Origin of the sequence: Butyricicoccus intestinisimiae, assembly GCF_018918345.1 — a bacterium.
Lineage (GTDB): Bacteria > Bacillota > Clostridia > Oscillospirales > Butyricicoccaceae > Butyricicoccus_A > Butyricicoccus_A intestinisimiae.
The window spans coordinates 40280-62834 of the sequence record NZ_JAHLQI010000002.1 but is presented as its reverse complement, the minus strand read 5'-3'; the positions used below and the strand labels follow the sequence as shown (position 1 = coordinate 62834).

At 55.9% G+C, this 22555-nt stretch carries 21 protein-coding genes and 1 other annotated feature; of the genes, 8 read left to right on the top strand and 13 right to left on the bottom strand.

Annotated features, from left to right (window positions below):
* Positions 1-7: 7 nt before the first annotated feature.
* Entirely contained in the window at positions 8-1294 is a 1287-nt protein-coding gene (mtaB, locus tag KQI75_RS03560) for a tRNA (N(6)-L-threonylcarbamoyladenosine(37)-C(2))-methylthiotransferase MtaB (protein ID WP_216469370.1), read from the bottom strand.
* Between the two features lie 135 nt (positions 1295-1429).
* Here mtaB and KQI75_RS03555 point away from each other — a divergent pair, with 135 nt between their 5' ends.
* The 3 genes from KQI75_RS03555 (at position 1430) to KQI75_RS03545 (ending at position 3469) form a co-directional block, all read left to right on the top strand.
* On the top strand, positions 1430-1669 hold the full coding sequence (locus KQI75_RS03555) for an HPr family phosphocarrier protein (RefSeq protein WP_216469369.1): 240 nt from the start codon (positions 1430-1432) through the stop codon (positions 1667-1669).
* 109 nt (positions 1670-1778) lie between these two features.
* A complete protein-coding gene (locus KQI75_RS03550; RefSeq protein WP_216469368.1) occupies positions 1779-2954 on the top strand; it encodes a D-alanyl-D-alanine carboxypeptidase family protein in 1176 nt (391 codons plus the stop codon).
* Positions 2955-3058: 104 nt separating this feature from the next.
* Positions 3059-3469: a hypothetical protein gene (locus KQI75_RS03545; RefSeq protein ID WP_216469367.1), complete on the top strand. Its 411-nt coding sequence runs from the start codon at positions 3059-3061 to the stop codon at positions 3467-3469.
* A 46-nt stretch (positions 3470-3515) separates the two neighbouring features.
* On the opposite strand, the gene KQI75_RS03540 is transcribed toward KQI75_RS03545, so the two are convergent.
* On the bottom strand, positions 3516-3854 hold the full coding sequence (locus KQI75_RS03540; protein ID WP_216469366.1) for a DUF4363 family protein: 339 nt from the start codon (positions 3852-3854) through the stop codon (positions 3516-3518).
* On the bottom strand, positions 3851-4516 hold the full coding sequence (locus KQI75_RS03535; protein ID WP_216469365.1) for a DUF421 domain-containing protein: 666 nt from the start codon (positions 4514-4516) through the stop codon (positions 3851-3853). The genes KQI75_RS03540 and KQI75_RS03535 overlap by 4 nt, the downstream gene beginning before the upstream one ends.
* A gap of 174 nt (positions 4517-4690) precedes the next feature.
* Positions 4691-4944: a binding site (T-box leader), on the top strand.
* An 88-nt stretch (positions 4945-5032) separates the two neighbouring features.
* Here KQI75_RS03535 and ilvB point away from each other — a divergent pair.
* From ilvB to ilvD, 3 genes are all read left to right on the top strand, one after another.
* Positions 5033-6700: a biosynthetic-type acetolactate synthase large subunit gene (gene ilvB, locus KQI75_RS03530; RefSeq protein ID WP_216469364.1), complete on the top strand. Its 1668-nt coding sequence runs from the start codon at positions 5033-5035 to the stop codon at positions 6698-6700.
* A gap of 17 nt (positions 6701-6717) precedes the next feature.
* On the top strand, positions 6718-7206 hold the full coding sequence (gene ilvN / locus KQI75_RS03525) for an acetolactate synthase small subunit (RefSeq protein ID WP_216469363.1): 489 nt from the start codon (positions 6718-6720) through the stop codon (positions 7204-7206).
* Positions 7207-7367: 161 nt separating this feature from the next.
* Positions 7368-9032 (top strand): dihydroxy-acid dehydratase, encoded by a 1665-nt coding sequence (gene ilvD / locus KQI75_RS03520; RefSeq protein ID WP_216469362.1) that lies wholly within the window; start codon positions 7368-7370, stop codon positions 9030-9032.
* 27 nt (positions 9033-9059) lie between these two features.
* On the opposite strand, the gene KQI75_RS03515 is transcribed toward ilvD, so the two are convergent.
* Together KQI75_RS03515 and KQI75_RS03510 are read right to left on the bottom strand one after the other, a co-directional pair.
* Positions 9060-9617, bottom strand: coding sequence for a PadR family transcriptional regulator (locus KQI75_RS03515; protein WP_216469361.1), 558 nt, complete (start codon positions 9615-9617; stop codon positions 9060-9062).
* A 222-nt stretch (positions 9618-9839) separates the two neighbouring features.
* Positions 9840-10760 carry a S1 RNA-binding domain-containing protein gene (locus KQI75_RS03510; protein WP_216469360.1) on the bottom strand — a complete coding sequence of 307 codons (921 nt, stop codon included), beginning with the start codon at positions 10758-10760 and terminating at the stop codon, positions 9840-9842.
* A 166-nt stretch (positions 10761-10926) separates the two neighbouring features.
* On the opposite strand from KQI75_RS03510, the gene KQI75_RS03505 reads away from it, so the two are divergent.
* Together KQI75_RS03505 and KQI75_RS03500 are read left to right on the top strand one after the other, a co-directional pair.
* Complete coding sequence (locus KQI75_RS03505; protein WP_216469359.1) at positions 10927-11127, top strand: DUF951 domain-containing protein; 201 nt, start codon at positions 10927-10929, stop codon at positions 11125-11127.
* A gap of 1 nt (position 11128) precedes the next feature.
* Positions 11129-11890, top strand: a complete 762-nt coding sequence (locus KQI75_RS03500) for a nucleoside phosphorylase (RefSeq protein WP_216469358.1) — start codon at positions 11129-11131, stop codon at positions 11888-11890.
* Between the two features lie 51 nt (positions 11891-11941).
* Here KQI75_RS03500 and KQI75_RS03495 read toward each other — a convergent pair whose 3' ends face one another.
* The 8 genes from KQI75_RS03495 to KQI75_RS03460 all read right to left on the bottom strand — a co-directional run bounded on the left by KQI75_RS03495 (position 11942) and on the right by KQI75_RS03460 (position 22554).
* Complete coding sequence (locus KQI75_RS03495; protein ID WP_216469357.1) at positions 11942-13114, bottom strand: Gfo/Idh/MocA family protein; 1173 nt, start codon at positions 13112-13114, stop codon at positions 11942-11944.
* Positions 13115-13222: 108 nt separating this feature from the next.
* Positions 13223-15076, bottom strand: a complete 1854-nt coding sequence (locus KQI75_RS03490) for an LTA synthase family protein (RefSeq protein ID WP_216469356.1) — start codon at positions 15074-15076, stop codon at positions 13223-13225.
* 154 nt (positions 15077-15230) lie between these two features.
* Positions 15231-16409, bottom strand: a complete 1179-nt coding sequence (locus tag KQI75_RS03485) for an LL-diaminopimelate aminotransferase (RefSeq protein WP_216469355.1) — start codon at positions 16407-16409, stop codon at positions 15231-15233.
* Positions 16393-18015 carry a CTP synthase gene (locus KQI75_RS03480; RefSeq protein WP_216469354.1) on the bottom strand — a complete coding sequence of 541 codons (1623 nt, stop codon included), beginning with the start codon at positions 18013-18015 and terminating at the stop codon, positions 16393-16395. The genes KQI75_RS03485 and KQI75_RS03480 overlap by 17 nt, the downstream gene beginning before the upstream one ends.
* Complete coding sequence (gene dapF / locus KQI75_RS03475) at positions 18012-18854, bottom strand: diaminopimelate epimerase (protein ID WP_216469353.1); 843 nt, start codon at positions 18852-18854, stop codon at positions 18012-18014. The genes KQI75_RS03480 and dapF overlap by 4 nt, the downstream gene beginning before the upstream one ends.
* A gap of 152 nt (positions 18855-19006) precedes the next feature.
* On the bottom strand, positions 19007-19579 hold the full coding sequence (locus KQI75_RS03470; RefSeq protein ID WP_216469352.1) for an ANTAR domain-containing response regulator: 573 nt from the start codon (positions 19577-19579) through the stop codon (positions 19007-19009).
* A 50-nt stretch (positions 19580-19629) separates the two neighbouring features.
* Positions 19630-20952, bottom strand: coding sequence for a glutamine synthetase family protein (locus KQI75_RS03465; RefSeq protein WP_216469351.1), 1323 nt, complete (start codon positions 20950-20952; stop codon positions 19630-19632).
* Between the two features lie 117 nt (positions 20953-21069).
* Positions 21070-22554 (bottom strand): glutamate synthase subunit beta, encoded by a 1485-nt coding sequence (locus KQI75_RS03460; protein WP_216469350.1) that lies wholly within the window; start codon positions 22552-22554, stop codon positions 21070-21072.
* Between the last annotated feature and the right edge of the window lies 1 nt (position 22555).

Genomic DNA, 22555 nt, shown 5'->3' with positions numbered 1-22555 from the left:
GTCTGTATTATAGTTTTTCTGCTGTCATGCCGTTTTTGGCGATGCCGGTCAGCCGAACGCGGCACACATCGCCCTGCCTGCCGGTGTCGGGCGGGAGCACAACCGAGAAATGCCAATCGCCGTGTGCGGGCTGCGCCTCGCTTGTGCCGTGCTCCAAGACGACACAGATGGTTTTGCCGATAAATGGCCGCAGAAAATCCTGCGACAGCTGCGCCGCCAATGCGCGCGCGGCAGTGGCGCGCTGGGCGCGAACTTGCGGCGGCACGGAATCCGGCATCGAAGCCGCAGGCGTGCCGCTGCGCTCGGAGTACGGAAAGACATGCATGGACGCAAAGGCGCAGGCTTTGAGAAAATCCATCGTCTGTGCAAATTCCTCCTCGGTCTCACCGGGGAAGCCGGTAATCACATCCGTCGTGATGGAACAAGCGGGAAATGCCGCGCGCAGCCGCTCGACAACGGCAAAAAACTGCGCGGTCGTATAGCGGCGGTGCATGCGGCGCAGCGTCGCATCACAGCCGGATTGCAGCGACAGATGGAAATGCCGCGCGAGATTGGAAAATCCGCGCAGACGGCGGCAAAATTCGTCGGTAATCAGGCGCGGCTCCAGCGAGCCGAGACGAAACCGCACATTCGGTGCAGCTTCGCACAGCTGTTCCATGAGGTCGATGAGTGTCGGCTTGTCCGGCAAATCGCGCCCGTAGCTGGCGATTTCAATGCCGGTCACGACAATTTCCCGCACACCGGACGCGGCGAGCTGCTGCGCCTGCTTGACGGCTTCCGCGAGCGGCAGAGAGCGCACATGGCCGCGCGCATACGGAATGATGCAGTAGGTACAGTAGTTGTCGCAGCCGTCCTGTACCTTGAGCAGGGCGCGGGTGTGACCGGGCAGAATACCGGCGGGCAGCTGCTCGAACGCCTGCCGCTGCCGGTTGTCCGTGACCGTGCAGACGGCTTTGCGGTCGCGCACCGCCTGTTCGCACAAATCCAGCACGGCGGCGCGGTCGGATGTGCCGCAGACGATGTGCACGCCATCCATGGCGGATGCCCGCTCCGGTTCGGTCTGCGCGAAGCAGCCGCACAGCGCGACAATCGCGTTGGGATTCTCTTTTTGCAGTTTATGTAAGACGCGCAGCGTTTTGTGGTCGCCGGACGAGGTGACGGTGCACGTGTTGATGATGCAGACGTCCGCCTGTTTTTCCGCGAGAACGTGCCCGCGCTGTTGGGCGAGCTGGGCGAGCGCCTGCGTCTCAAATTGATTGACCTTGCAGCCAAGCGTTGCAAAGCAAAATTTCATAGATGTTCCTCCGATGACGGCGTACCGTCAAAATGTAAAAATCGTGTGAATTTTTCGTTAAAATTATAGAAACAATTCACAAAGAATATTATAATAAATTTTACAGAGAGTTACAACTGCGGGAGAGGAGAAAAAATGGTAAAACTACAGATTAAGCTCAGTAAACCTGACGACTTGACACTGCTCAACAATGCGGCATCCGCGATGCCGTTTGACATTGATCTCTCGTCGGGCTGGTATGTTGCGGACGCAAAATCGTTGGTAGGACTGTTTGGACTGGAGATTTCTGAGCCGATCGGCGTCAGGCTGTACACGGATCAGAAGCAGGCGCAGCCGTTCCTTGACAAGATCGGCAAAATGATTATTACCCATTGACATCGAATCGGAGAGACCGCCCGCTTGTCGGGCGGTCTTTGTCTTGGTATGCCCCGTTTGGTTTGCGCATACAGTGTGTGGAAACCAGTTTTTTCGGGGGAGGAAGCGGATGAGAAAGCGTATCCTGACCGCCGTGTGCGGCGTGCTGTGTGCGGCGGCGGTCTCGGCGTCCGCCTCGGCGGCGCAGTTGGGAGAGGTGCACGCGAAGAGCGCCATATTGATGACGGACACCGGACAGGTGCTGTTTGAACACAACGCCGATGCCGTGCATCCGCCCGCGTCCGTGACAAAGCTCATGACCATGCTGCTGACCATCGAGGCGGTGGACAGCGGCAGCGCATCACTGGACGATTGGGTGACCGCATCCGCCCATGCCGCGGAGATGGGCGGCTCACAGATTTATCTCAAGGAAGGCGAGCGCATGACGCTGGATGACATGCTCAAGTCGATTGCGGTTGCATCCGCGAATGACGCGGCGGTTGCCGTGGCGGAGCATCTGGGCGGCAGCGAAGCGCATTTTGTCTCGATGATGAACGAGCGCGCCAAACAGCTCGGCTGCAAGCGGACGGAATTTGTCAATCCGAACGGCTTGGACACGGACGGCGAGCAGACCAAAACCACGGCGCGGGATTTGGCATTGATTTCCCAGCAGCTGCTCCGGCATCCCAAGATTTTAACCTATACATCCATCTGGATGGATTCCGTGCGGAACGGCTCGTTCGGGCTTGCCAACACCAACAAAATGCTCAAGCTGTATGACGGCATGGTGGGACTCAAGACCGGATACACGAGCACGGCGGGCTATTGTATTTCCGCGGCGGCGCAGCGCGACGGCATGTGTCTGCTTGCGGTTGTGCTCGGAGAGCCGGATAAGCAGTCGCGCAATCAGGACATCACGGCGATGCTCAATTACGGCTTCGCAGAATACACGGTCGTGCCGATTGCGGACGGCGAGACGCTGCCGGAGGTGGCCGTCGAGCTGGGCACGCGCGGCAGCGTACCCGTCAAGCTCGCGGAGGAGACGCCGCTGTTGCTCAAAAAGACCGAGGCGGGAAGCATTCGGCGCGAGATTGTCTGTGTGCAGCGCACACGGGCGCCGGTGCAGGCGGGCGACAAGCTGGGAGAAATCATCGTGACCGGCAGCGGAGGAGAGCTGGCGCGGCGCGCGCTGGTTGCGGCGGACAGCGCGGACAAAAAACAGGTGCCGGATATCTTTCGCGAGTTGCTTGAATATTTGCTCATGAAAAAAAGTTTGCTTACTGCGCATTTTTTGACCAGTATGTAAAAATTCACAAAGAACTGTTTTTTTTCTTTTGAAAATCCGTTGTGTTTTTTTACAATGTATGATACCATAATAACAACCTCATTGTAGATTAGGAGGAAAACAAAATGGTTAAATTGATTATGGCAGCTGCTGGAAGCGGCAAGACAAAGGACATTATCAATCAGGTAAATGAGTCTGCGGCAAACGAGCCGGGTTCTGTTGTTTGCATCGCAAAGGGCAATCAGCTGAACTTTGACATTTCTCATCAGGCACGCCTGATCGACGTGATGGACTACAGCGTAACCGACTATGCATCCCTGCTGGGCTTCGTAGCTGGTATCCATGCTGGCAACTACGACATCACCAAGATCTACATCGACAGCCTGTACAAGGTTGCTTGCGATGACAAGCAGGCAGATGCAGATAAGTTCCTGCTGGCTCTGGATGAGTTCTCTTCCAAGCACAACGTAGAGTTTACCGTTGCCCTGTCCGGTGACGCAAGCACTGCGAGCGAGACCATGAAGAAGTACCTGTAAGATGGTATGACGATAAAATCCCGTCGGTTTTCCGGCGGGATTTTTTCTATCTGAGCGCCAGTACCGCCTCGCGCAGCTCTGCAAGCGACAGCTGCAGCTGCGCTGCGTCACCGAGCCGCGCGGCGGCCTGTGAGCGAGCGAAGCCCGCGCGAACCGTGTCGAGCCGCTGCCGGTTCATGACGGCGCGCAAATACCGCTCCCTCCGGTCGTACTGCGCTTGGGCAGCCGTGAGATGTGCCTGCGCCCGCGCGGGGCTGGCGCAGCACATCGCCTGTGTCAGCGGCGCAGAAATGCGCGCCGCCGTGCGGGAAACGGCATAGTTGTTGTACAGACAGCCGGTTATCACGAGCGCAAGCAGCACGGCTGCCGTCCAGACGCGCTTCATCGGTGCACCTCCCGCGGCTGCACGAACAGATTGCCGCAATCGTCCAGCGTCAGCAGGAATACATCCTCCGGTGCATGGATACCGCGGGCGCGGCATGTGCGCAGCAGCCACGCCTCATCCTTGCCGAGCTGGCGCAAAACGCCGCGGCGGATTTTGCCCTCGAAGATGAGCACGCGCGCCATGCCGGCATCTTTGGGGTGCTTGCCGAGGTCGGATGGCGTGAGCGGCTGCTTGTCCGCATAGGGCAGGACGCTGAGCTGACCGTTGGTTTCGATGATGCCGCAGCGGACATCTGACACCAGCGCGACGCCCGCCATGCGCAGGCCTTCCAGCACGTCCTCCGGCGACAAGCGCAGCAGGCGCAGCATGTCGGGGTCGAATTTTCCGTCTCGAATGACCATGCACGGATTGCCGCACAGCAGGCGGCGGAAGCGGATGCTTCGGCGGCACAGGCACGACAGCAGCACCTCCACGGCGAGCAGCGTGACGAGCGGGACGATGCCGCCGAGCAGCGGAATGGCGGGATCCTGCAGCGGAACAGAGGCGAGCTCGGAAACCAGTATGGTGACGGCAAATTCCGAGGTGGACAGCTCACCGAGCTGCCGCTTTCCGGTAAAGCGCAGACCGCCGATGAGCGCGGCATATACCAAAAGCGTGCGCATGAATGAAAGAAACAGGAAAACCACCTCCCAACGACTTGTCGTTAGCTTTGCCGGATTTGGGCAAAGTATGCAGGATCTTTGAAAATTTGCATGGAAAACCGGAGAAATGCGAAAAAATAAAAATAATGATTGACTTTTTGAATTTACAAGATATAATTAGAAATACTTAGATATAAAAATGCAAAGACCGGAAAGAGTAACTCTTCCGCAACTTTCAGAGAGCTGCCGTTTGGTGCAAGGCAGCAGGGAAGAAGTGTGAACGTCGTCCGCGAGCAGTTCAGGAGAACGGCGCAGAGCTTAGTAGTCTGAATCGGGTTAGGCCTCCGTTAACGGGCAAAGCATTACGCACACGTTGTGCCGATGTGAAGTGGCTGCCGCGCTTTGGCAGCAATGAGAGTGGTACCGCAGAGCTAGTCTTTGTCTCTTTTTGTAGAGATAAAGGCTTTTTTTGATTTACCATCCGACAATCGGCGCGAAAAAATAGGAAAAAATATCACGATATAGGAGAGATGGCTCATGAAACTCAATGGTTCACAGATTCTGCTTGAGACACTGCTGGAACAGGGTACCGACACCATTTTTGGTTATCCGGGCGGCGCAGCCCTGAACATTTATGATGAACTGTACAAGTATTCCGACCGCATCCGCCATGTTCTGGCGGCACACGAGCAGGGCGCATCGCATGCGGCAGACGGCTATGCCCGCGCCACCGGCAAGGTAGGCGTTGTTCTGGCAACGTCTGGTCCGGGTGCGACCAACCTCGTCACCGGCATCGCAACCGCATTTATGGATTCCATTCCGCTCATTGCCATTACCGCGAATGTCGGCACCAATTTTATCGGCCGAGACAGCTTTCAGGAAATTTACATCGCAGGCGTGACTATGCCGATTACCAAGCACAACTTCGTTGTCCGCAACGTTGAGAAGCTGGCAGACACCGTTCGTCAGGCATATGAAATCGCCATCAGCGGCCGTCCGGGTCCGGTTCTCATTGATATTCCGAAGGACGTCACTGCGGCAGTCTGTGAGTTTGAGCACAAGCCGGCGGTACATAAGCGCCCGAATCCGAAGATTCAGCACGAGCAGATTTCCAAGATGGCAGAGATGGTCAACGCGGCAGAGCGTCCGGTCATCCTGTTCGGCGGCGGCGTGATTTCGTCGGATGCCTGCGAGCTGCTGCTGCGCTTTATGAAGCGCGGAGACATTCCGGCGTGTCATTCGCTGATGGGCATTGGCGCACTGGATAAGGAGGAGCCGCTCAATCTGGGTCTCATCGGCATGCACGGCTGGGTATCCGCCGGCCGCGCCGTAGACAATGCGGATCTGGTTATTGCGCTGGGCACCCGTTTCTCCGACCGCGTGGCAACCAAGATGGGAGATTTCGCATCTGCCGCAAAGGTTGTTCAGGTTGATATTGACGAGTCCGAGGTAAACAAGAACATCGCGGTAGAGCACAGCGTCATCGGCGATGTACACGACGTGCTGGAGGCGATTCTGCCGCTCATCGACCATGCAGACCACACGCCGTGGAAGGAGCAGATTGCTTCTTGGAAGGAGCGCATGGACTATAAGCCGAAGGACAATGATGCCGTTCTGCGCCCGCATCAGCTGATGAAGAAAATTGACGAGCTGATTGGCAAGGATGACATTGTGGCAACCGACGTCGGCCAGCACCAGATGTGGGCTGCACAGTTTACCGGCCGCTCCAAGCCGCGCACGTTCCTGACCTCCGGCGGTCTGGGCACCATGGGCTTCGGCTACGGCGCAGCCATCGGCGCGCAGGTAGGCGAGCCGGACAAGCGCGTGGTTCATGTCACGGGCGACGGCAGCTTCCATATGAACTTACAGGAAATGTGCACGGCGGTCAGCAACAACCTGCCGGTTATCACGGTTGTCGTCAACAACAGTGTACTCGGCATGGTATATCAGTGGCAGACCTCGTTCTATGGCAAGCGCTATTCCAACACCGACCCGCACCGCAAGACCGACTTTGTCAAGCTGGCAGAGGCATTCGGCGCGAAGGGTCTGCGCTGCGACACACTGGCAGGCTTTGAGGCATGCATGAAGGAAGCGCTGGCAACCACAGACGGCCCGGTTCTGATTGATGCACACATTGATAAGACCGAGCGCGTTCTGCCGTTCATTCCGGGCGGCGAGACCGTTCGCAACGTTATCATCGATTGATCGAGGAGGAAGAACCCATGGAAAAGTATATTATTTCGGCCGTCGTACAAAATAACTCCGGTGTACTGGCTCGCGTTTCCAGCCTGTTCGGCCGCCGCGGCTTCAACATTTATTCCCTGACGGTTTCTCCGACTGTGGACGAGAAGTTTTCCCGCATCACCATCGTGACCGTCGGCGATGCATACACGCTGGATCAGATTCTCAAGCAGATGCGCAAGCTGGAGGAATGTGTAGAGGTTGTCCACATCAAGGAGGATGAGGCGTTCTGCCGCGAGCTGGCGCTGATTAAGATTGCAGGTGACGCAAACGTGCAGGAGAGCATCCGCGAGCTGTGCGACGTCTATCAGGCAGACGTTGTCAACGCAGGCGAGCACTCCATCATTGTCCGCATTTCCGGTGTACCGTCCAAGCTGGATACCTTCCTGTCCATCATGCAGAACTTTGATGTTGTGGAGTCCAGCCGCACCGGCATCACAGCCGTGCATTGGGATAAGGACAAGGACTGAGAAATCTGACGTCCTGCCCTTGATTTGTGTCATGTATTCTTTTATAATAAGAAAGTACATGACAAATTTACGCATGTTTTGTAAAGATACAGCGGGGACGGGTCATGCGCCTGTTCCCGCTTTTTTTATCGCGGCGGTGATGCCGCCTTGGAGGTGCTTTTATGGAATTAAGAAGTCATAATATTACAAAGGGCGTTGAGCGCGTGCCGAACCGTTCGCTGCTGCGTGCCTGCGGTCTGACCGAGGAGGAGATGGCGCGTCCGATTATCGGCGTGGTTTCCGCATACAGCGAGATTATTCCGGGTCACATCAATCTGGATAAAATTGCCGCTGCTGTCAAGACCGGCGTCAGCATGGCTGGCGGCACACCGATTCTGGTACCGGCAATCGGCGTCTGTGACGGCATTGCGATGGGTCATATCGGCATGAAGTATTCTCTGCCGTCCCGCGAACTGATTGCCGATTCCGTGGAGACACTGGCACAGGCACATCAGTTTGACGCGCTCGTGCTCATCCCGAACTGTGATAAGATTGTTCCGGGCATGGTCATGGCAGCAGCTCGCCTGAACATCCCGTCCATCGTTGTATCCGGCGGTCCGATGCTGGCAGGCCATGTCAAGGGTGAGAACGTATCCCTGTCCTATACCTTTGAGTCCGTCGGCGCGCGCAAGGCAAACCTCATCAATGATGAAGAGCTGACCGATGTTGAGTGCCATTCCTGCCCGGGCTGCGGTTCTTGCTCCGGCATGTACACCGCAAACTCCATGAACTGCCTGTGCGAGGCAATCGGTATGGCTCTGCCGGGCAACGGCACCATTCCGGCGGTACATTCCGACCGCATTCAGCTGGCAAAGCACGCCGGCATGAAGATTATGGAGCTGCTGGAAAAGGACATCAAGCCGCGCGACATCATCAACGAGAAGTCCATTCACAACGCACTGGAGTGCGAGATGGCGCTGGGCTGCTCCACCAATACCGTTCTGCATCTGCTGGCAATCTCGCATGAGGCAGGCATTCAGCTGGATCTGGAGAAGATGAACCACGTATCCGACACCACGCCGAACCTGTGTCATCTGGCACCGGCCGGCAGAACCTACATTCAGGAGCTGAATGAGGCTGGCGGCATCTATGCGGTTATGAACGAGCTGTCCAAGAAGAACCTGATTGAGCTGGATACCATTACCGCAACCGGCAAGAAGGTCGGCGAGAACATCAAGGGCTGCGTCAACAAGAACCCGAACGTCATCCGTCCGATTGACAACCCGTACATGCAGACCGGCGGCATCGCGATTCTGTGGGGCAACATTGCCAAGGAAGGCTGTGCAGTCAAGCAGAGCGCTGTTGCTCCGGAAATGATGAAGCACACCGGCCCTGCCCGCATCTTTGACGGCGAGGAAGATGCCATTCAGGCTATTTATACCGGCAAGATTGTTCCGGGCGATGTCGTTATCATCCGCTACGAGGGTCCGAAGGGCGGCCCTGGTATGCGTGAGATGCTGAATCCGACCTCTGCACTGGCAGGCATGAAGCTGGACAAGGACGTTGCACTGATTACCGACGGCCGTTTCTCCGGCGCATCCCGCGGCGCTTCCATCGGACATGTTTGTCCGGAAGCTGCACAGGGCGGCGAAATCGGACTGCTGGAAGAGGGCGACATCATCGAGATCGATATCCCGAACCACGCTGTCAACGCAAAGGTTTCCGAGGAGGAATTTGCAAAGCGCCGTGCGGCATTCGTACCGCATGAGCCGAAGGTCAAGACCGGCTGGCTGTCCCGCTATGCACGCCTCGTAAGCTCCGCAAACAAGGGCGCTGTGCTCGAGTAATATAGTAAAATTATGTCAAAACCCCGTTTACGATGTCGTAAACGGGGTTTTTGTCTCGCACAATCGGATGCAGGTCTGCAGCCAGTCGCACATGCTTTTCTCGCGGCTGATGGCGCCCAATAAGACGAGATAATCGCTGAACGCGGCGTCGTCTGCCGGTGGAATCGTATCAAATTTGGATAAATCGCCGTGCAGCCGCTGCAGCCATTGCTCGTGCTGCTGCAGCTGGTCTGTGAGCAGCTGAATTTGCGCCTGCTTGGGCAGGCTGTCCGAGAAAAACAGCCGCAGCTTGAATTCGTCCTTGGGCAGGCGCTTGATTTTGCTCTTGCTTTGCTCCCACTGCAAAAATTCTGTTTTTCCGGCTTCGGTAATGGAATAGACCTTTTTTTCCAGCACCGTGCCGGTGATTTCCGTCTGGAAGGTAATCAGACCATCTTCCGCCAAGGCTTTCAGCTCTGGATAGATTTGGCTGTGCTTGGCGTGCCAGAATTCTGCAAGAGATGTTTGAAATTCCTTGGATAAATCGTAACCGGTCATGGCTTTGCGGTTGAGCAGACCGAGAATTGCGTAGCGTAGTGTTCCCATCGTATCGTTCCTTTCGGTAGAGTACCTGTATTATACCACAGAACATTTGTAAAATAAAACATGTAAATATTGACGTGTTTAAAGACACATATCATATGGAAGCACCATATCCGGGGATGACCGATGAAATTCGTGCGGGTAAATACTTTGACGAGGAATATAAGAGAAAAAACGCTGAACGAAAATAGGGTGTTGTCAAAGAGCGGCAGCACCCTGTTTGTGTTACAAATCCTCGATGGACGGTTCGTCAAATTCCGTGCAGATGTGCCGCGCCGCACAGCACGGCGGCGAATACTGCCAGCGCGAGATGTGCCCGCTTGTGATAAAATACGGCAGCGGGGGCGGCGGCACCGGCGCGGTTCCGATGCGGTCGATGAGGTTGAGCTTGATTTTCATGCGCTCCGGCAAAATGGACTTGATGTAGCAGGAGACCAAGTCTCCGGCGGCAACCGGAAAGCGCAGCTCTGCCAGACCGGATAAATTGGGCGCCAGCTCGATGAACACGCCGTAGTCCTCCACGCTGCGCACAATGCCGCAGACGGTCTCACCGGCGGCGAACTGTGCGGCGTTTTCCGCCCATGTGCCGAGCAGCTCGCGGTGCGTCAGGCTGATGCGTCCGGTGTCTGCATCAATACCGGATAGGACGGCGTACAGCTGCTGGCCGACCTGCACGCGGTCGGATGGGTGGAAAATGCGGCTGACGGATAGATTCTCAATGCCAATCAGAGACACCAAGCCGCATCCGGCATCGACAAACGCGCCGAACGGTTCCAAATGTGTCACACGGACGGGGAGAATGTCTCCGGGGCGTTTGTGCAGGAGCTGCTCAAAGGCGCGCTGCTGGGCGCGCTTGCGCGATACATACGCCACATCGCCGCGTATGCACAGAACCTGAAAGCTCACCGGCTTGCCGACGCGGGACAAAATGGCGATTTCCCGCGTCGTTCCCGTGTCGATGCCGAGGGCGCATTCCTCGCGCGGCATGATGCCGGTCATGCCGTCCAGCGGAAGAATGAGGTTGTGCTGCACATCGCAGCGGGCGGCGGTGGCTTGTAAAATGCTGCCGTCCTGTGCGGCGGCAAGCAGTGCTTCTTTGGACGGTACGTCTGTGTGTAAGCATTCCGGTGCATAGTCTGTCTGCATGAATTCCCTCCGTTCTTAACGTTTTTGCTTTTCCGTAGATTGGTAAGACTATATGCACACAGCGCACAAAATATGGCTGGCAAACGGGAAATTTCCCGCGCTCGACTGGTCAAAAAACAGGGAATATGCTATACTCGATATACATACACAAGGAGGGACGCGGACAATGGATATTCGTCTTGGCGATATTTTGACGATGAAAAAAGGACACCCCTGCGGCAGCAAGGACTGGGAGGTTCTGCGTGTCGGTATGGATTTTCGGCTCAAATGCATGGGCTGCGGGCACATGATTATGATTCCGCGCAGCAAGGCGGAAAAGAATATTCGCCGCATCGTCCATGCGGACGGAACGGAAGGAGAGAAGTGACATGCTCATCCACGGAAAACAAATGCACCTGCAGTGTACTGCCGAGGATATCGGGCGGTATGTCATTCTGCCCGGCGATCCGGGGCGCTGTGCGGTCATTGCGCAGCTTTTGGACGATGCGCAGGAAATCTCATACAATCGAGAATTTCATGTGTATACGGGACATTTGAACGGTGAACGCGTGACGGTGTGCTCGACGGGCATCGGCGGGCCGTCTGCGGCGATTGCGCTGGAAGAATTGGTCGAGTGCGGCGCAGATACATTTATCCGTGTGGGTACCTGCGGCGGCGTGGATGCGGCTGTGTGCGGCGGCGATGTTGTGGTCGCGACAGCGGCGGTTCGGCAAGAGGGCACATCGCGCGAATATCTGCCGCTGGAGTATCCGGCGGCGGCGAGCTATCCGGTCGTGCACGCGCTGGCAAATGCCTGCGAGGCGCTGGGATATCGCACCCATGTCGGCGTGGTTCAGTCCAAGGACAGCTTTTACGGCGAAATTCGTCCGCAGTGTCAGCCGATTGCGGCAGATTTGAAGGAAAAATGGTCGGCATGGACGGCAGCGGGCGTGCTCGCCAGTGAGATGGAGGCGGCGGCGCTGTTCACCGCCGGTGCGGCGCTGCATGTGCGCGTGGGCGCCGTGCTCAATGTGCTGTGGAACGATGACAGCGAACAGCCGGATGTGCCGGAAGGCGCTGCGGCACGCGGCATACAGGCGGCGGTTTCTGCCCTGTGCATGCTGATAGAACAGGACAAGCAAAAAGCATAAAAAAATACCTGTGAGGAACACAAAAATTTTCTCACAGGTATTTTGCTTTGTTTATCGAACCGGAAAATCTGCCGAAAGCGGCTGCGGACGGTCAAACGTCGTTTCGAGAATGCCGAATTGCTGCGTTTTCGCGCCGCTTAGCATCTTTTCCATCATTTCGAGGGAATGCAATGCCATGCGGCCGCTGGCGCGCTCTGGGCGGTTCTCAGCGAGCGCGAGCACCATATCAATCAGACCGATGCCGCGGCTGTTTTCGGAATGGCTGGTCGATGCAAACGGGCGCGTGAGCGGCACGTGCTCCCAGTCCTTCTTGACGTCAAACCAATCGCGCGGCTGGCTGTACCAGCGGTAATTTTCCTCTGTGCGCAGCCAAATGTCACCGCCGAAGATGTTCGGGCCGTCCAGCGGGTCGATATCCGGCAGGCACAGCGTGCCCTTGGTGCCGTAAATTTCGATGCGCGGCAGGTTGGAATCCCACACATCAAACGAGAAAATCGCCGTGCCGATGGCGCCGGAAGCAAACTGCATGAGTCCGGTCGTATACGTGTCCACTTCTACGTCAATCATCTCGCCGCGGTGCGGCTCAGTGGCAATCGGGCGCTGGTCAAACGTGCGCTTGGACATGGCACAGCACGCCTGCACCGGACCGAGTAGCGACAGCAGTGCGGTGACATAGTACGGGCCGATGTCCATGAGCGGGCCTGCGCCCGTGTGATAATAAAATGCCGGATTGGGGTGGAAGGTCTCACAGCCGTGATAGATGACAAATGCCGAGGCGCCGATGATCTCACCGATTTTGCCGGAGTCCAAAATATCGCGGCAGGTTTGCAGCCGTGCGCCCAAAAAGGTATCCGGTGCACAGCCGATGCGCAGATGCTTGGACTGCGCCAAGTCCACCAGCTCTTTGCCCTCGGCATAGGTGAAGGCGAGCGGCTTTTCCGTGTAGACATGCTTGCCGCAGGTCAGCGCCAGCTTGTTGAGCCGATAGTGCGCGTCCGGTGTGGTCAGATTGAGAATCAAATCCACATCCGCCTGTTCAATCAAATCTTCTGCACAGGCGTAGGCGTGCGGGATGCCGAATTCCGCGGCTTTTTTCTGTGCCTTTTCCAAGCTGCGCGAAGCACAGGCGTCAATGGTCACAAAATCGCTGTATTTTTTCAGGTTGTTGAGATAGACGCGGCTGATGTCACCGAGACCGACGACGCCGATGCGCAATTTTTTCATGGGAAATCCCTCCTTGCCGTTGTTACAGTTAGTATAGCAGGCAGGGGATAAGAATACAAGAAAAAAGACGAATGGTTTTTGCCATTCGTCTTTTTGTGTATGTGCGATTTACTTAGAGCCGCTGCCGGAACCGCTGCCTGCCTGACTGAGGATTTTATCCGCGTTGTCAAACACGTACTGATACTGCACAATCTTGTAATCGTGCAGGTCGGAAGCTGCCATGTCCAGCGGGACGTAAATGCCCTTGCTGTTGATGCAGCCGGAAGCGGAGATAACCGGATACTTCTCCATCAGGCTATATACGTATTCCTCGTAGTCGCTCAGCTTTGCACCGGCTACCTTCATGGTGACAGGGCCGAGATAGTTCGCACTGATGCGGCCGATGTTGGCATAATCCGAGGTGTCAATGTCGTAGTTTGCCCAGATAAAGAACGGAACAGTGTGCTGATCCAGCTCGATTTCCGAGGTCGTCTTGGACGAACCGCGGGTCAGGTGATTGTAGAACGAATTTTCGATGTACGGCATGTGGTCGCCGAACAGAACGATAATCGTCGGTTCATCCACCTTGCTGAAGTAGTCCACCAGATTCTTGATCTGCTTATCCGACTCCTGAATCAGAGACAGATACTGCTTGGTGTACGGGTACAGAGAATCAAACTGGAAGTCTACGTTTTCCGGAAAATTGTCATATACCGTGTCATAGCCGCAGTGATTCTGAATCGTGACGTTGAACAGGAACAGCGGATTGTCGGACTGCTTCTTGTTCTGGTTGTACAGGTCGATGACCTTGTTGAACGAGGATTCATCGCTGACATAGCGGCGCAGATACTTGGTCGTTGCATCGTCAAACGAGTCGATGTCCAAGAATTTATCAAAGCCCATCAGCGGATATGCCTTGTTGCGTGCCCAGCCCGAGCCGTAATACGGATGCATGCCAATCGTGTTGTAGCCCTGCTGCTTGAGGACGGATGCCATGGATTCCGTGTTGTTGTGCACGTACTGCAGCATCGGATAGCTGCCGGACTTGAAGAACGCATAGGAATTGCTGGTCAAAAACTCGTATTCCGAGTTGCAGGTGCCGCCGCCGAAGGCAGGGACAACCAGCTGACCCGTGATGGTATTGGGCTGACCGCTCAGCGAGTGCACGAACGGCATGACATCATCGGTGTTCTCCAGACCCAAATCACCGAGAATAGACAAATCCGCAAAGGTCTCGTCCATCACGGCGATGATGTTCGGCTGTACGTTGTTTGCCGATGCGGTCTCGTCCTCCTTGGAGACAGAGGACAAAATCGTAGATGCGTTTTCCTTGGAATAGTCGGTCGGCGCCTCGACAAACAGCGTATCCATGTTGATGGCGAAGTTGAGCGCCATGCCGTTTTTGCGGTTGGCGGTTACCTGACGCCATGCGCTGATGTAGAAGTTGCCGCTGCCGACAGAGGCGAACAGCACAAAGCCGGTCAGCATGACGGCGGACAGACCGAGGCTTCCGGCGCGGGTGCGCAGCTTCTGCTTCGGAAAGCGCAGGAATTTGACGGTGAGCACCCACCAGATCAGGCAGGCGATGGAACAAATGATGATTTCGAGCGGAACCGTCCACTGGAAACCGTTGAGTGCTTCGGCAGCCGTGCCGGCGGCATACAAATCCCAAGGAACAATCGGTTCGTTTCGGATTTGGATGGAATAGTGGTTGCAGATGCCGAAAATCAAAAAGACAAAATTGAGAAATACAATCGTAAAACGGGGGCGTCCGGTGACCGCACGGAACAGAAGGAAAATACCGTAATAAAACAGAATATTTGCCCAGAATGCCAGCTGGTTTGGCCAGAGGCATTTGCTGTCCGAGCCGCCGTACTCAAGAATTTCCACCACGAGGAATGTCGCAAGCGGCGACAACAGGAAGAAAATGTTCGAGAAGTTGGACGCGAGGAACTGCTTACACAAACTTAACTTATTTTTCATTCAAAAAGCGCCTCCATTGGACTTAAAACAGGCTTATTATACCGTTCAGGCAAAAAAAAGTCAAGGGATGCCAAATGTTACGAAAGGCATCCCTTGTGAAATTGTATAATTTCAGAAAAATTTCGTTAGATAAACGTTAAACCCGTCGAAAAGTTCAGGAAAGCAGCTTCTTGATGCGCGCAACTGCCTCAATGGTGTTCTCTCGGTCACCAAAAGCAGTCAGGCGGAAAAAGTTTTTGCCGTTTTCACCAAAGCCTGCGCCCGGTGTGCCGACAACATTGGCATTTTCCAGCAGGTAATCAAAGAATTCCCAGGACTCCATGCCGTTCGGGCACTTGAGCCAGATGTACGGGGAGTTCTTGCCGCCGGTGTACCAGATGCCCAGCTCGTCCATGGCCTCAGCCAGAATGCGGGCATTTTCGCGGTAGTAGTCCAGATGCTCCTGTACCTGCTTGACGCCTTCCTCGGAGAAGATGGCAGCGGCGCCGCGCTGCACAATGTAAGCAACGCCGTTGAACTTGGTGGTCTGGCGGCGCAGCCACATCTTGTTCAGGTTCATGCCCTCGCGCTCCAGCTGTACCGGAACGATGGTGTAGCCGCAGCGGGTGCCGGTGAAGCCTGCGGTCTTGGAGAACGAGCAGAACTCAATCGCGCAATCCTTTGCGCCCTCAATTTCATAGATGGAGCGCGGCACATCCTCGGATACGAAGCACTCGTAAGCGGCATCGTACAGAATGATGGCATCGTTTGCCAGTGCGTAATCTACCCAAGCCTTCAGGCTTGCGCGGTCGTAGGCAGCGCCGGTCGGGTTGTTCGGGGAGCACAGATAAATGATGTCAGCCTTGACGGATGGGTCCGGCAGCGGCAGGAAGCCGTTGGACTCGTTTGCGTTCATGTACGCGATTTTGCGGCCGCCCATAACGTTGGTGTCCACGTATACCGGATATACCGGATCCGGAACCAGAACCGTGTTGTCCTTGTCGAACAGATCCAGAATGTTGCCGACGTCAGACTTGGCGCCGTCGGATACAAAGATCTCGTCCAGCTCCAGCTTGGTGTCGCGCATTGCATAGTATGCCTGAATGGATTCCTTCAGGAAATCATAACCCTGCTCCGGACCGTAGCCGTGGAAGGTCTCCTGCTTGCTCTGCTCGTCAACGGCTGCATGCATGGCGTCAATGGCAACCTGCGGCAGCGGCAGGGTGACATCACCGATGCCCAGACGGATGACCTTCTTGTCCGGATGTGCTGCGGTGTAGTCCGCAACCTTCTTCGCAACCGTGGAGAACAGATAGCTCTGCGCGATGTTGGAAAAATTATGATTCATTTTCATGGGTTTCAAAACTCCTTTTCTTTGATGCTGCAATAAATGCCTTGAACAGCGGGTGAGCGCGGTTCGGGCGGGATTTAAATTCCGGATGGAACTGTACGCCGACATAGAACGGATGATTTGGAATTTCCACGGTCTCGACCAGCTCGCCGGACGGGGAAGTACCCGAGATAATCATGCCGGCATCTTCGATTTCGGCGCGGAATTCGTTGTTAAATTCGTAGCGATGACGATGGCGCTCGGAAATCTGCTCCTGTTTGTACGCCTCTGCCATCTGGGTGTTCGGACGAATGCGGCACGGGTAAGCGCCCAGACGCATCGTACCGCCCTTGGTGGAAACGCCGTACTGGCTCTCCATCAGGTCAATGACGCGGTGACGGCTCTCCGGAGCAAATTCACCGGAGTCTGCATCCTCGTAGCCGAGCACGTTGCGGGCATAGGAAATGACCGCGATCTGCATGCCGAGACAAATGCCGAAATACGGAATGTTGCGGACGCGGCAGTAGTTTGCGGCGCAAATCATGCCCTCGATGCCGCGGTGACCGAAGCCGCCCGGCAAAATGACGCCGTCGCAGTCGGACAGCAGCTTGTCCACCGTCGAATCGTTGATGTCCTCGGAATCCACCCAGTCAATGTTGACTTCCACGCCATTTTCAAAGCCGCCGTGCTGCAGGGCTTCTGCGACGGACAGATAGGCGTCGTGCAGACGGACATATTTGCCGACCAGCGCAATTTTGACAGAGCCCTTGCGGCTGTCAATGCGGTCGATCATCTCATACCACTCGCTCATGTCGCCCTTGCCGCAGCCCAAAGACAGCTCGCGGCAGACGATGTCGCAGAAATGGCTCTGCTCCAGCATCAGCGGAGCCTGATACAAAACCGGCATCGTGCGGTTTTCAATGACGCAGTCGGGCTGGACATTGCAGAACATGGAAATCTTGTGGCGGATGTCGTCGGTGAGCGGCTGGTCAACACGGCAGACAATCATGTCCGGCTGGATGCCCAGACCGCGCAGCTCCTTGACGGAGTGCTGGGTCGGCTTGGACTTCGGCTCATCGGAACCGGAGATAAACGGAACCAGCGTGACATGAATAAACAGGCAGTTGCGGCGGCCTACCTCCGTCGATACCTGACGGATGGCCTCCAGAAACGGCTGCGATTCAATATCGCCGGTCGTGCCGCCGATTTCCGTGATGACAACATCGGCGCTGGTCTTTTTGCCGACAGAATAGATAAACGACTTGATTTCGTCGGTGATGTGCGGGATAACCTGTACGGTTTCGCCCAGATAATCGCCGCGGCGTTCCTTGTTCAGAACGTTCCAGTATACCTTGCCGGTGGTGAGGTTGGAATACTTGTTCAAATCCTCGTCAATGAAGCGTTCGTAGTGACCGAGATCCAGATCGGTTTCCGCGCCGTCCTCCGTGACGTACACCTCGCCGTGCTGGAACGGGCTCATCGTGCCCGGGTCAACGTTGATGTATGGGTCGAGCTTCTGTGCTGCGATCTTGAGACCGCGGGATTTGAGCAGTCGGCCAAGCGAAGCGGCAGTGATGCCCTTGCCAAGGCCGGAAACAACGCCGCCGGTTACAAAGATATACTTTGTCATAATTCAATACTCCCTTCGAATACGGTGGTAGCAGGGCCGGTGAGGAATACGGCCTCATCGGTATAGCGGATGTTCAAATCTCCGCCGATCAGATGAATGGTGATGTCCTCGCCCTTCGGGCAGTATCCATTGAGTACCGAAGCGACAGCTGCCGCACAAGCGCCGGTGCCGCAGGCGAGCGTCTCGCCGCTGCCGCGCTCCCAAACGCGCATCTGCAGGGTGTGGTCGTCGATCACGCGGATAAACTCCGTGTTGATGCGCTCCGGGAACATGTCGTGGTTCTCGAAGGACGGGCCGATTTTCGGCAGATCAAGCGTGCTGACGTCCTGATCCACGAAAACGATGCAGTGTGGGTTGCCCATCGAAACGCAGGTGACTGCGTACTCCGTGCCGTCTACAGTGAGCGGAATGGATACGGCGGTGTCGCCCTCGTATCGAGTCGGGATTTCCGACGGCTTGAGGATGGCCTTGCCCATGTCCACGCGGACAGAGGCAATCTTGCCGTCTTGCTCGGTCATCTTCAAAATTTTGATGCCGCTGAGCGTTTCCAGTGTCATTTCCGGCTTGGAAATCAAGCCGTGCTCGTACATATATTTGCCGATGCAGCGGGTTGCGTTGCCGCACATTTTTCCCTCGCTGCCGTCCGCGTTGAACATGCGCATTTTTGCGTCTGCCACGTCGGATGGACAAATCAGGACGATGCCGTCGCCGCCGATGCCGAAATGGCGATCGGAAAGACGGATAGAGAGGGCTTCCGGATCTGCGACTTGCTGCTCAAAGCAGTTAAAATAGATGTAATCATTGCCGCAGCCGTGCATTTTCGTGAACTTCAACTTCATGCGTGTCATCCTCATCTCAAATCTAATATGGATATTCCGCACGTTTCGTGCGTCGTGTACATTCAGATTTTATTATAACCTGATTATATCCGCATTGCAAGAGTGCATGGAAATAACTTTCAAAAGAAACCAGCGGCCCTGCTGGTAATTTGTCAATCAAATGAACGGATAATTTCATCCGCAATATCGCGCTTGGACTGTCGGAAGTCCATCGCTTTTTTCTCGATGTACGAATGGGCTTCGTCCTCGCTCATGTGCTTTTCCGCGATGAGCAGGCATTTTGCCCGATTGATTACGCGCAGATCCTCCAATCGCTGGCGCAGCTGGCGGTTTTCTTTTTGCAGCGCATAAATGCGGTGGCGGACGGAATTGACCAGATGCAGCGACTGATAAAAGACTGCGCGGGAAATGGGTTTTGTCACGACGACCACGCCGTCCTGCTCCACGCGCTCGGAGACCGTGTCGGCGAGATCTGCCTTGACCAGCATCAGCACGCCGGACAGGGTATTCTGACAGGCGTAGGACGCAAATTCGTGACCGAATTCATCGGTCAAAGGCGCATTGATGATGATGAGATCGACATTGTTTTCGATGAGCCTGCGCCGCGCTTCGCTGCAGGAGGCGGCGGCGAGAATGCGGTCAGGATGCCAGCCGCTGCTGTGAATCAGGTCGATCAGCATGTCTGCGCTTTTTTTGGATGCGGTTACGAGTAAGACATTTTCCATGCAGACACCTCCTTATAGCTGGTATACAATATCATAGCTGGAGGATGTCATCAGTAGGAATAAAAATACAGCGAGTCAATGACGGAGGACTTGTCCTGTGCGTCCGAGTAGCGTCTCCACTCGCTGGTCTTGGCGGAGAGATATGCGTCCAAAATCTTTTCCGGCAGTGCCTCGCGCACAAAGGTGCTGTCCTGCGCGGCGCGGATGGCTTCCATCAGCGTGTTCGGCAGACAGTCGTATTCGCGCACCATGGAAGCCGGCACATCGTACAGATTCAGATTGCACGGGTCGCACAGCTTGAGCTCGCGCCGGATGCCCTCCATGCCTGCGCGGATGAGCAGGGAGAAGGCGAGGTACGGATTGGCACACGGATCCGGAGAGCGCAGCTCCATGCGGTTGTTGACGCCGTGCGCCGCAGGAATGCGGATGAGCTGGGAGCGGTTCTGATGGCTCCATGTGATGTAGCGCGGCGCTTCGTACACGCCGAGGCGCTCATAGGAATTGACGAGCGGATTGAGAAAGGCGGACATCTCATAGCAGCGCGTCAGAATGCCCATCATAAAGCTCTCCGCCACGGGGGAGTGTCCGTCGCCTTCGCCGTGAAAGACGTTTTCGCCGTTCTGGAACAGAGACAGATTGATGTGCAGACCGTTGCCCGGATGATCGCGGTAGATTTTTGGCAGGAATGACGCGTACAGACCGTTTACCGATGCCATGGTCTTGACCACGCCGCGGAACGTAATGAGGTTGTCGGCGGCGGTCACAGCGGAATCATACGCGAAATCAATTTCGTTCTGACCCGGACCGGTCTCGTGGTGCGAGGCCTCCGGACGCAGGTTCATTTCCTCCAGCGTCAGACAAATCTGACGGCGGACGTTTTCGCCCTTGTCCAGCGGCGCGATGTCCATATACGAGGCGTTGTCGTGCGGGGTCTTGGTCGGCAGACCTTCTTCGTCCTGCTTGAGCAGATAAAATTCGCATTCCGTGCCGATTTTGACGGAATAGCCGAGCTTTTTCATGTCAGACTGCGCCTGACGCAGCACCTGACGGGCGTCGCACTCAAACGGCGTGCCGTCCGGATACTTGATGTCGCAGAAAAAACGCACAACGCGCCCTTGTGACGGACGCCACGGCAGCACGGACAGCGTGGACGGCTCCGGAAACAGCAGCAAATCCGAGCGGTTGGCGTTGGCAAAGCCGCGAATGGACGAGGCGTCAATCGAAATGCCTTCGCGGAATGCGCGCGACAACTCGCGCGGCATGATGGAAATATTTTTCTGCGTGCCGAAAATATCGCAGAACGCCAGACGGATGAACTTGACATCGTTCTCCATGACGTACTGCATGACTTCCTGAAATGTATAGGTATTCATGAATCCTCCTGAAATAAAAACGGAAACGGACAGCAGGCAAAAAGCAGACCTGCTGTCCATTTATTATAGCACGAATGCGTCTGCGTGCCTATGCAGACTGTGTGCTGTTTTCGGGGGTTACAGGCAGGTGTAGCCCATCAGGTATTCGTCAACCTCCCGCGCGCATGCACGGCCTTCTGCGATGCCCCAAACAACGAGGGACTGACCGCGATGCATATCACCGGCGGTAAAGACCTTGTCGACATTGGTCTTGTAGCTGCCTTCTGCGGTTTTGACGTTGGTGCGCTGGTTGAGCTCTACGCCGAATGCCTCGGAGACATACGGTTGGCTGCCGAGGAAGCCGGCTGCAATGAGCAGCAGCTCGCACGGCAGGGTCTGCTCCGAACCCTCAACCGGAACCATCATAAAGCGGCCGGTCTTTTCATCCTTTTTGCTCTCCAGAGAGACAATCGTGACAGCACTCAGGTTGCCGTTTTCGTCCTTGTGGAATTCCTTAACCGTGGTCTGATACAGGCGCGGGTCGTGACCGAACAGCGCGATGGCTTCTTCATGGCCATAGTCGGTCTTTTTGACGCGCGGCCACTGCGGCCACGGATTGCTCGGCAGACGCTCCTCCGGCGGCTCCGGCATCATTTCCAGTGCCGTGATGCTCTTGCAGCCGTGACGGATGCAGGTGCCGATGCAGTCATTGCCGGTATCGCCGCCGCCGACAACGATGACGTGCTTACCCTTGGCGGAGATGTTCTTGCCGTCGGTCAGGTTGGAGTCCAGCAGGCTCTTGGTGTTCGCGCGCAGGAAGTCTACGGCGAAATAGATGCCGTTGGCGTCGCGTCCCGGATTGTTCAGGTCGCGCGGATTGGATGCGCCGCAGCACAGAACCACGGCATCATAGCTGTCCAGCAGCTCCTGTGCCGGAATCGTGTTGCCGATGTCGGCGTTGGTGACGAAGGTCACGCCTTCCTGCTTCATCAGGTTGACGCGGCGGTCAATGTACTGCTTTTCCAGCTTCATGTTCGGAATGCCGTACATCATCAGGCCGCCGACGCGGTCAAAGCGCTCATATACCGTGACATTGTGTCCGCGGCGGTTGAGCAGATCAGCGGTCGCCATGCCGGACGGGCCGGAGCCGACGACAGCAATTTTCTTGTCGGTGCGGATTTCCGGAATGCGCGGCTTGATGAGATGGTTCTCATAGCCGTATTCAATCAGCGCCAGTTCGTTTTCCTTGACGGTGACCGGATCTCCGTTTGCGCCACAGGTGCAGGCAGCCATGCACAGACCCGGGCAGACGCGGCCGGTAAATTCCGGGAACGAGGCGGTCTTACACAGACGCGCCAGCGCATGCTCCCAGTTGCCGCGGTAAATCATATCGTTCCACTCCGGAATCAAGTTGTGCAGCGGACAGCCGGAGTACATGCCGGCGAGCTGCACACAGCTCTGGCAGAACGGCACGCCGCAGTTCATGCAGCGTGCGCCCTGCTTTTGCCGATGCTCTCGATCGAGGGGCGGGTGAAATTCGTTAAAGTTCTCAATGCGTACCAGAGGCTCGATTGCCGGGTTTTCCTCACGCGCATAATCTAAAAATCCTGTCGGCTTACCCATG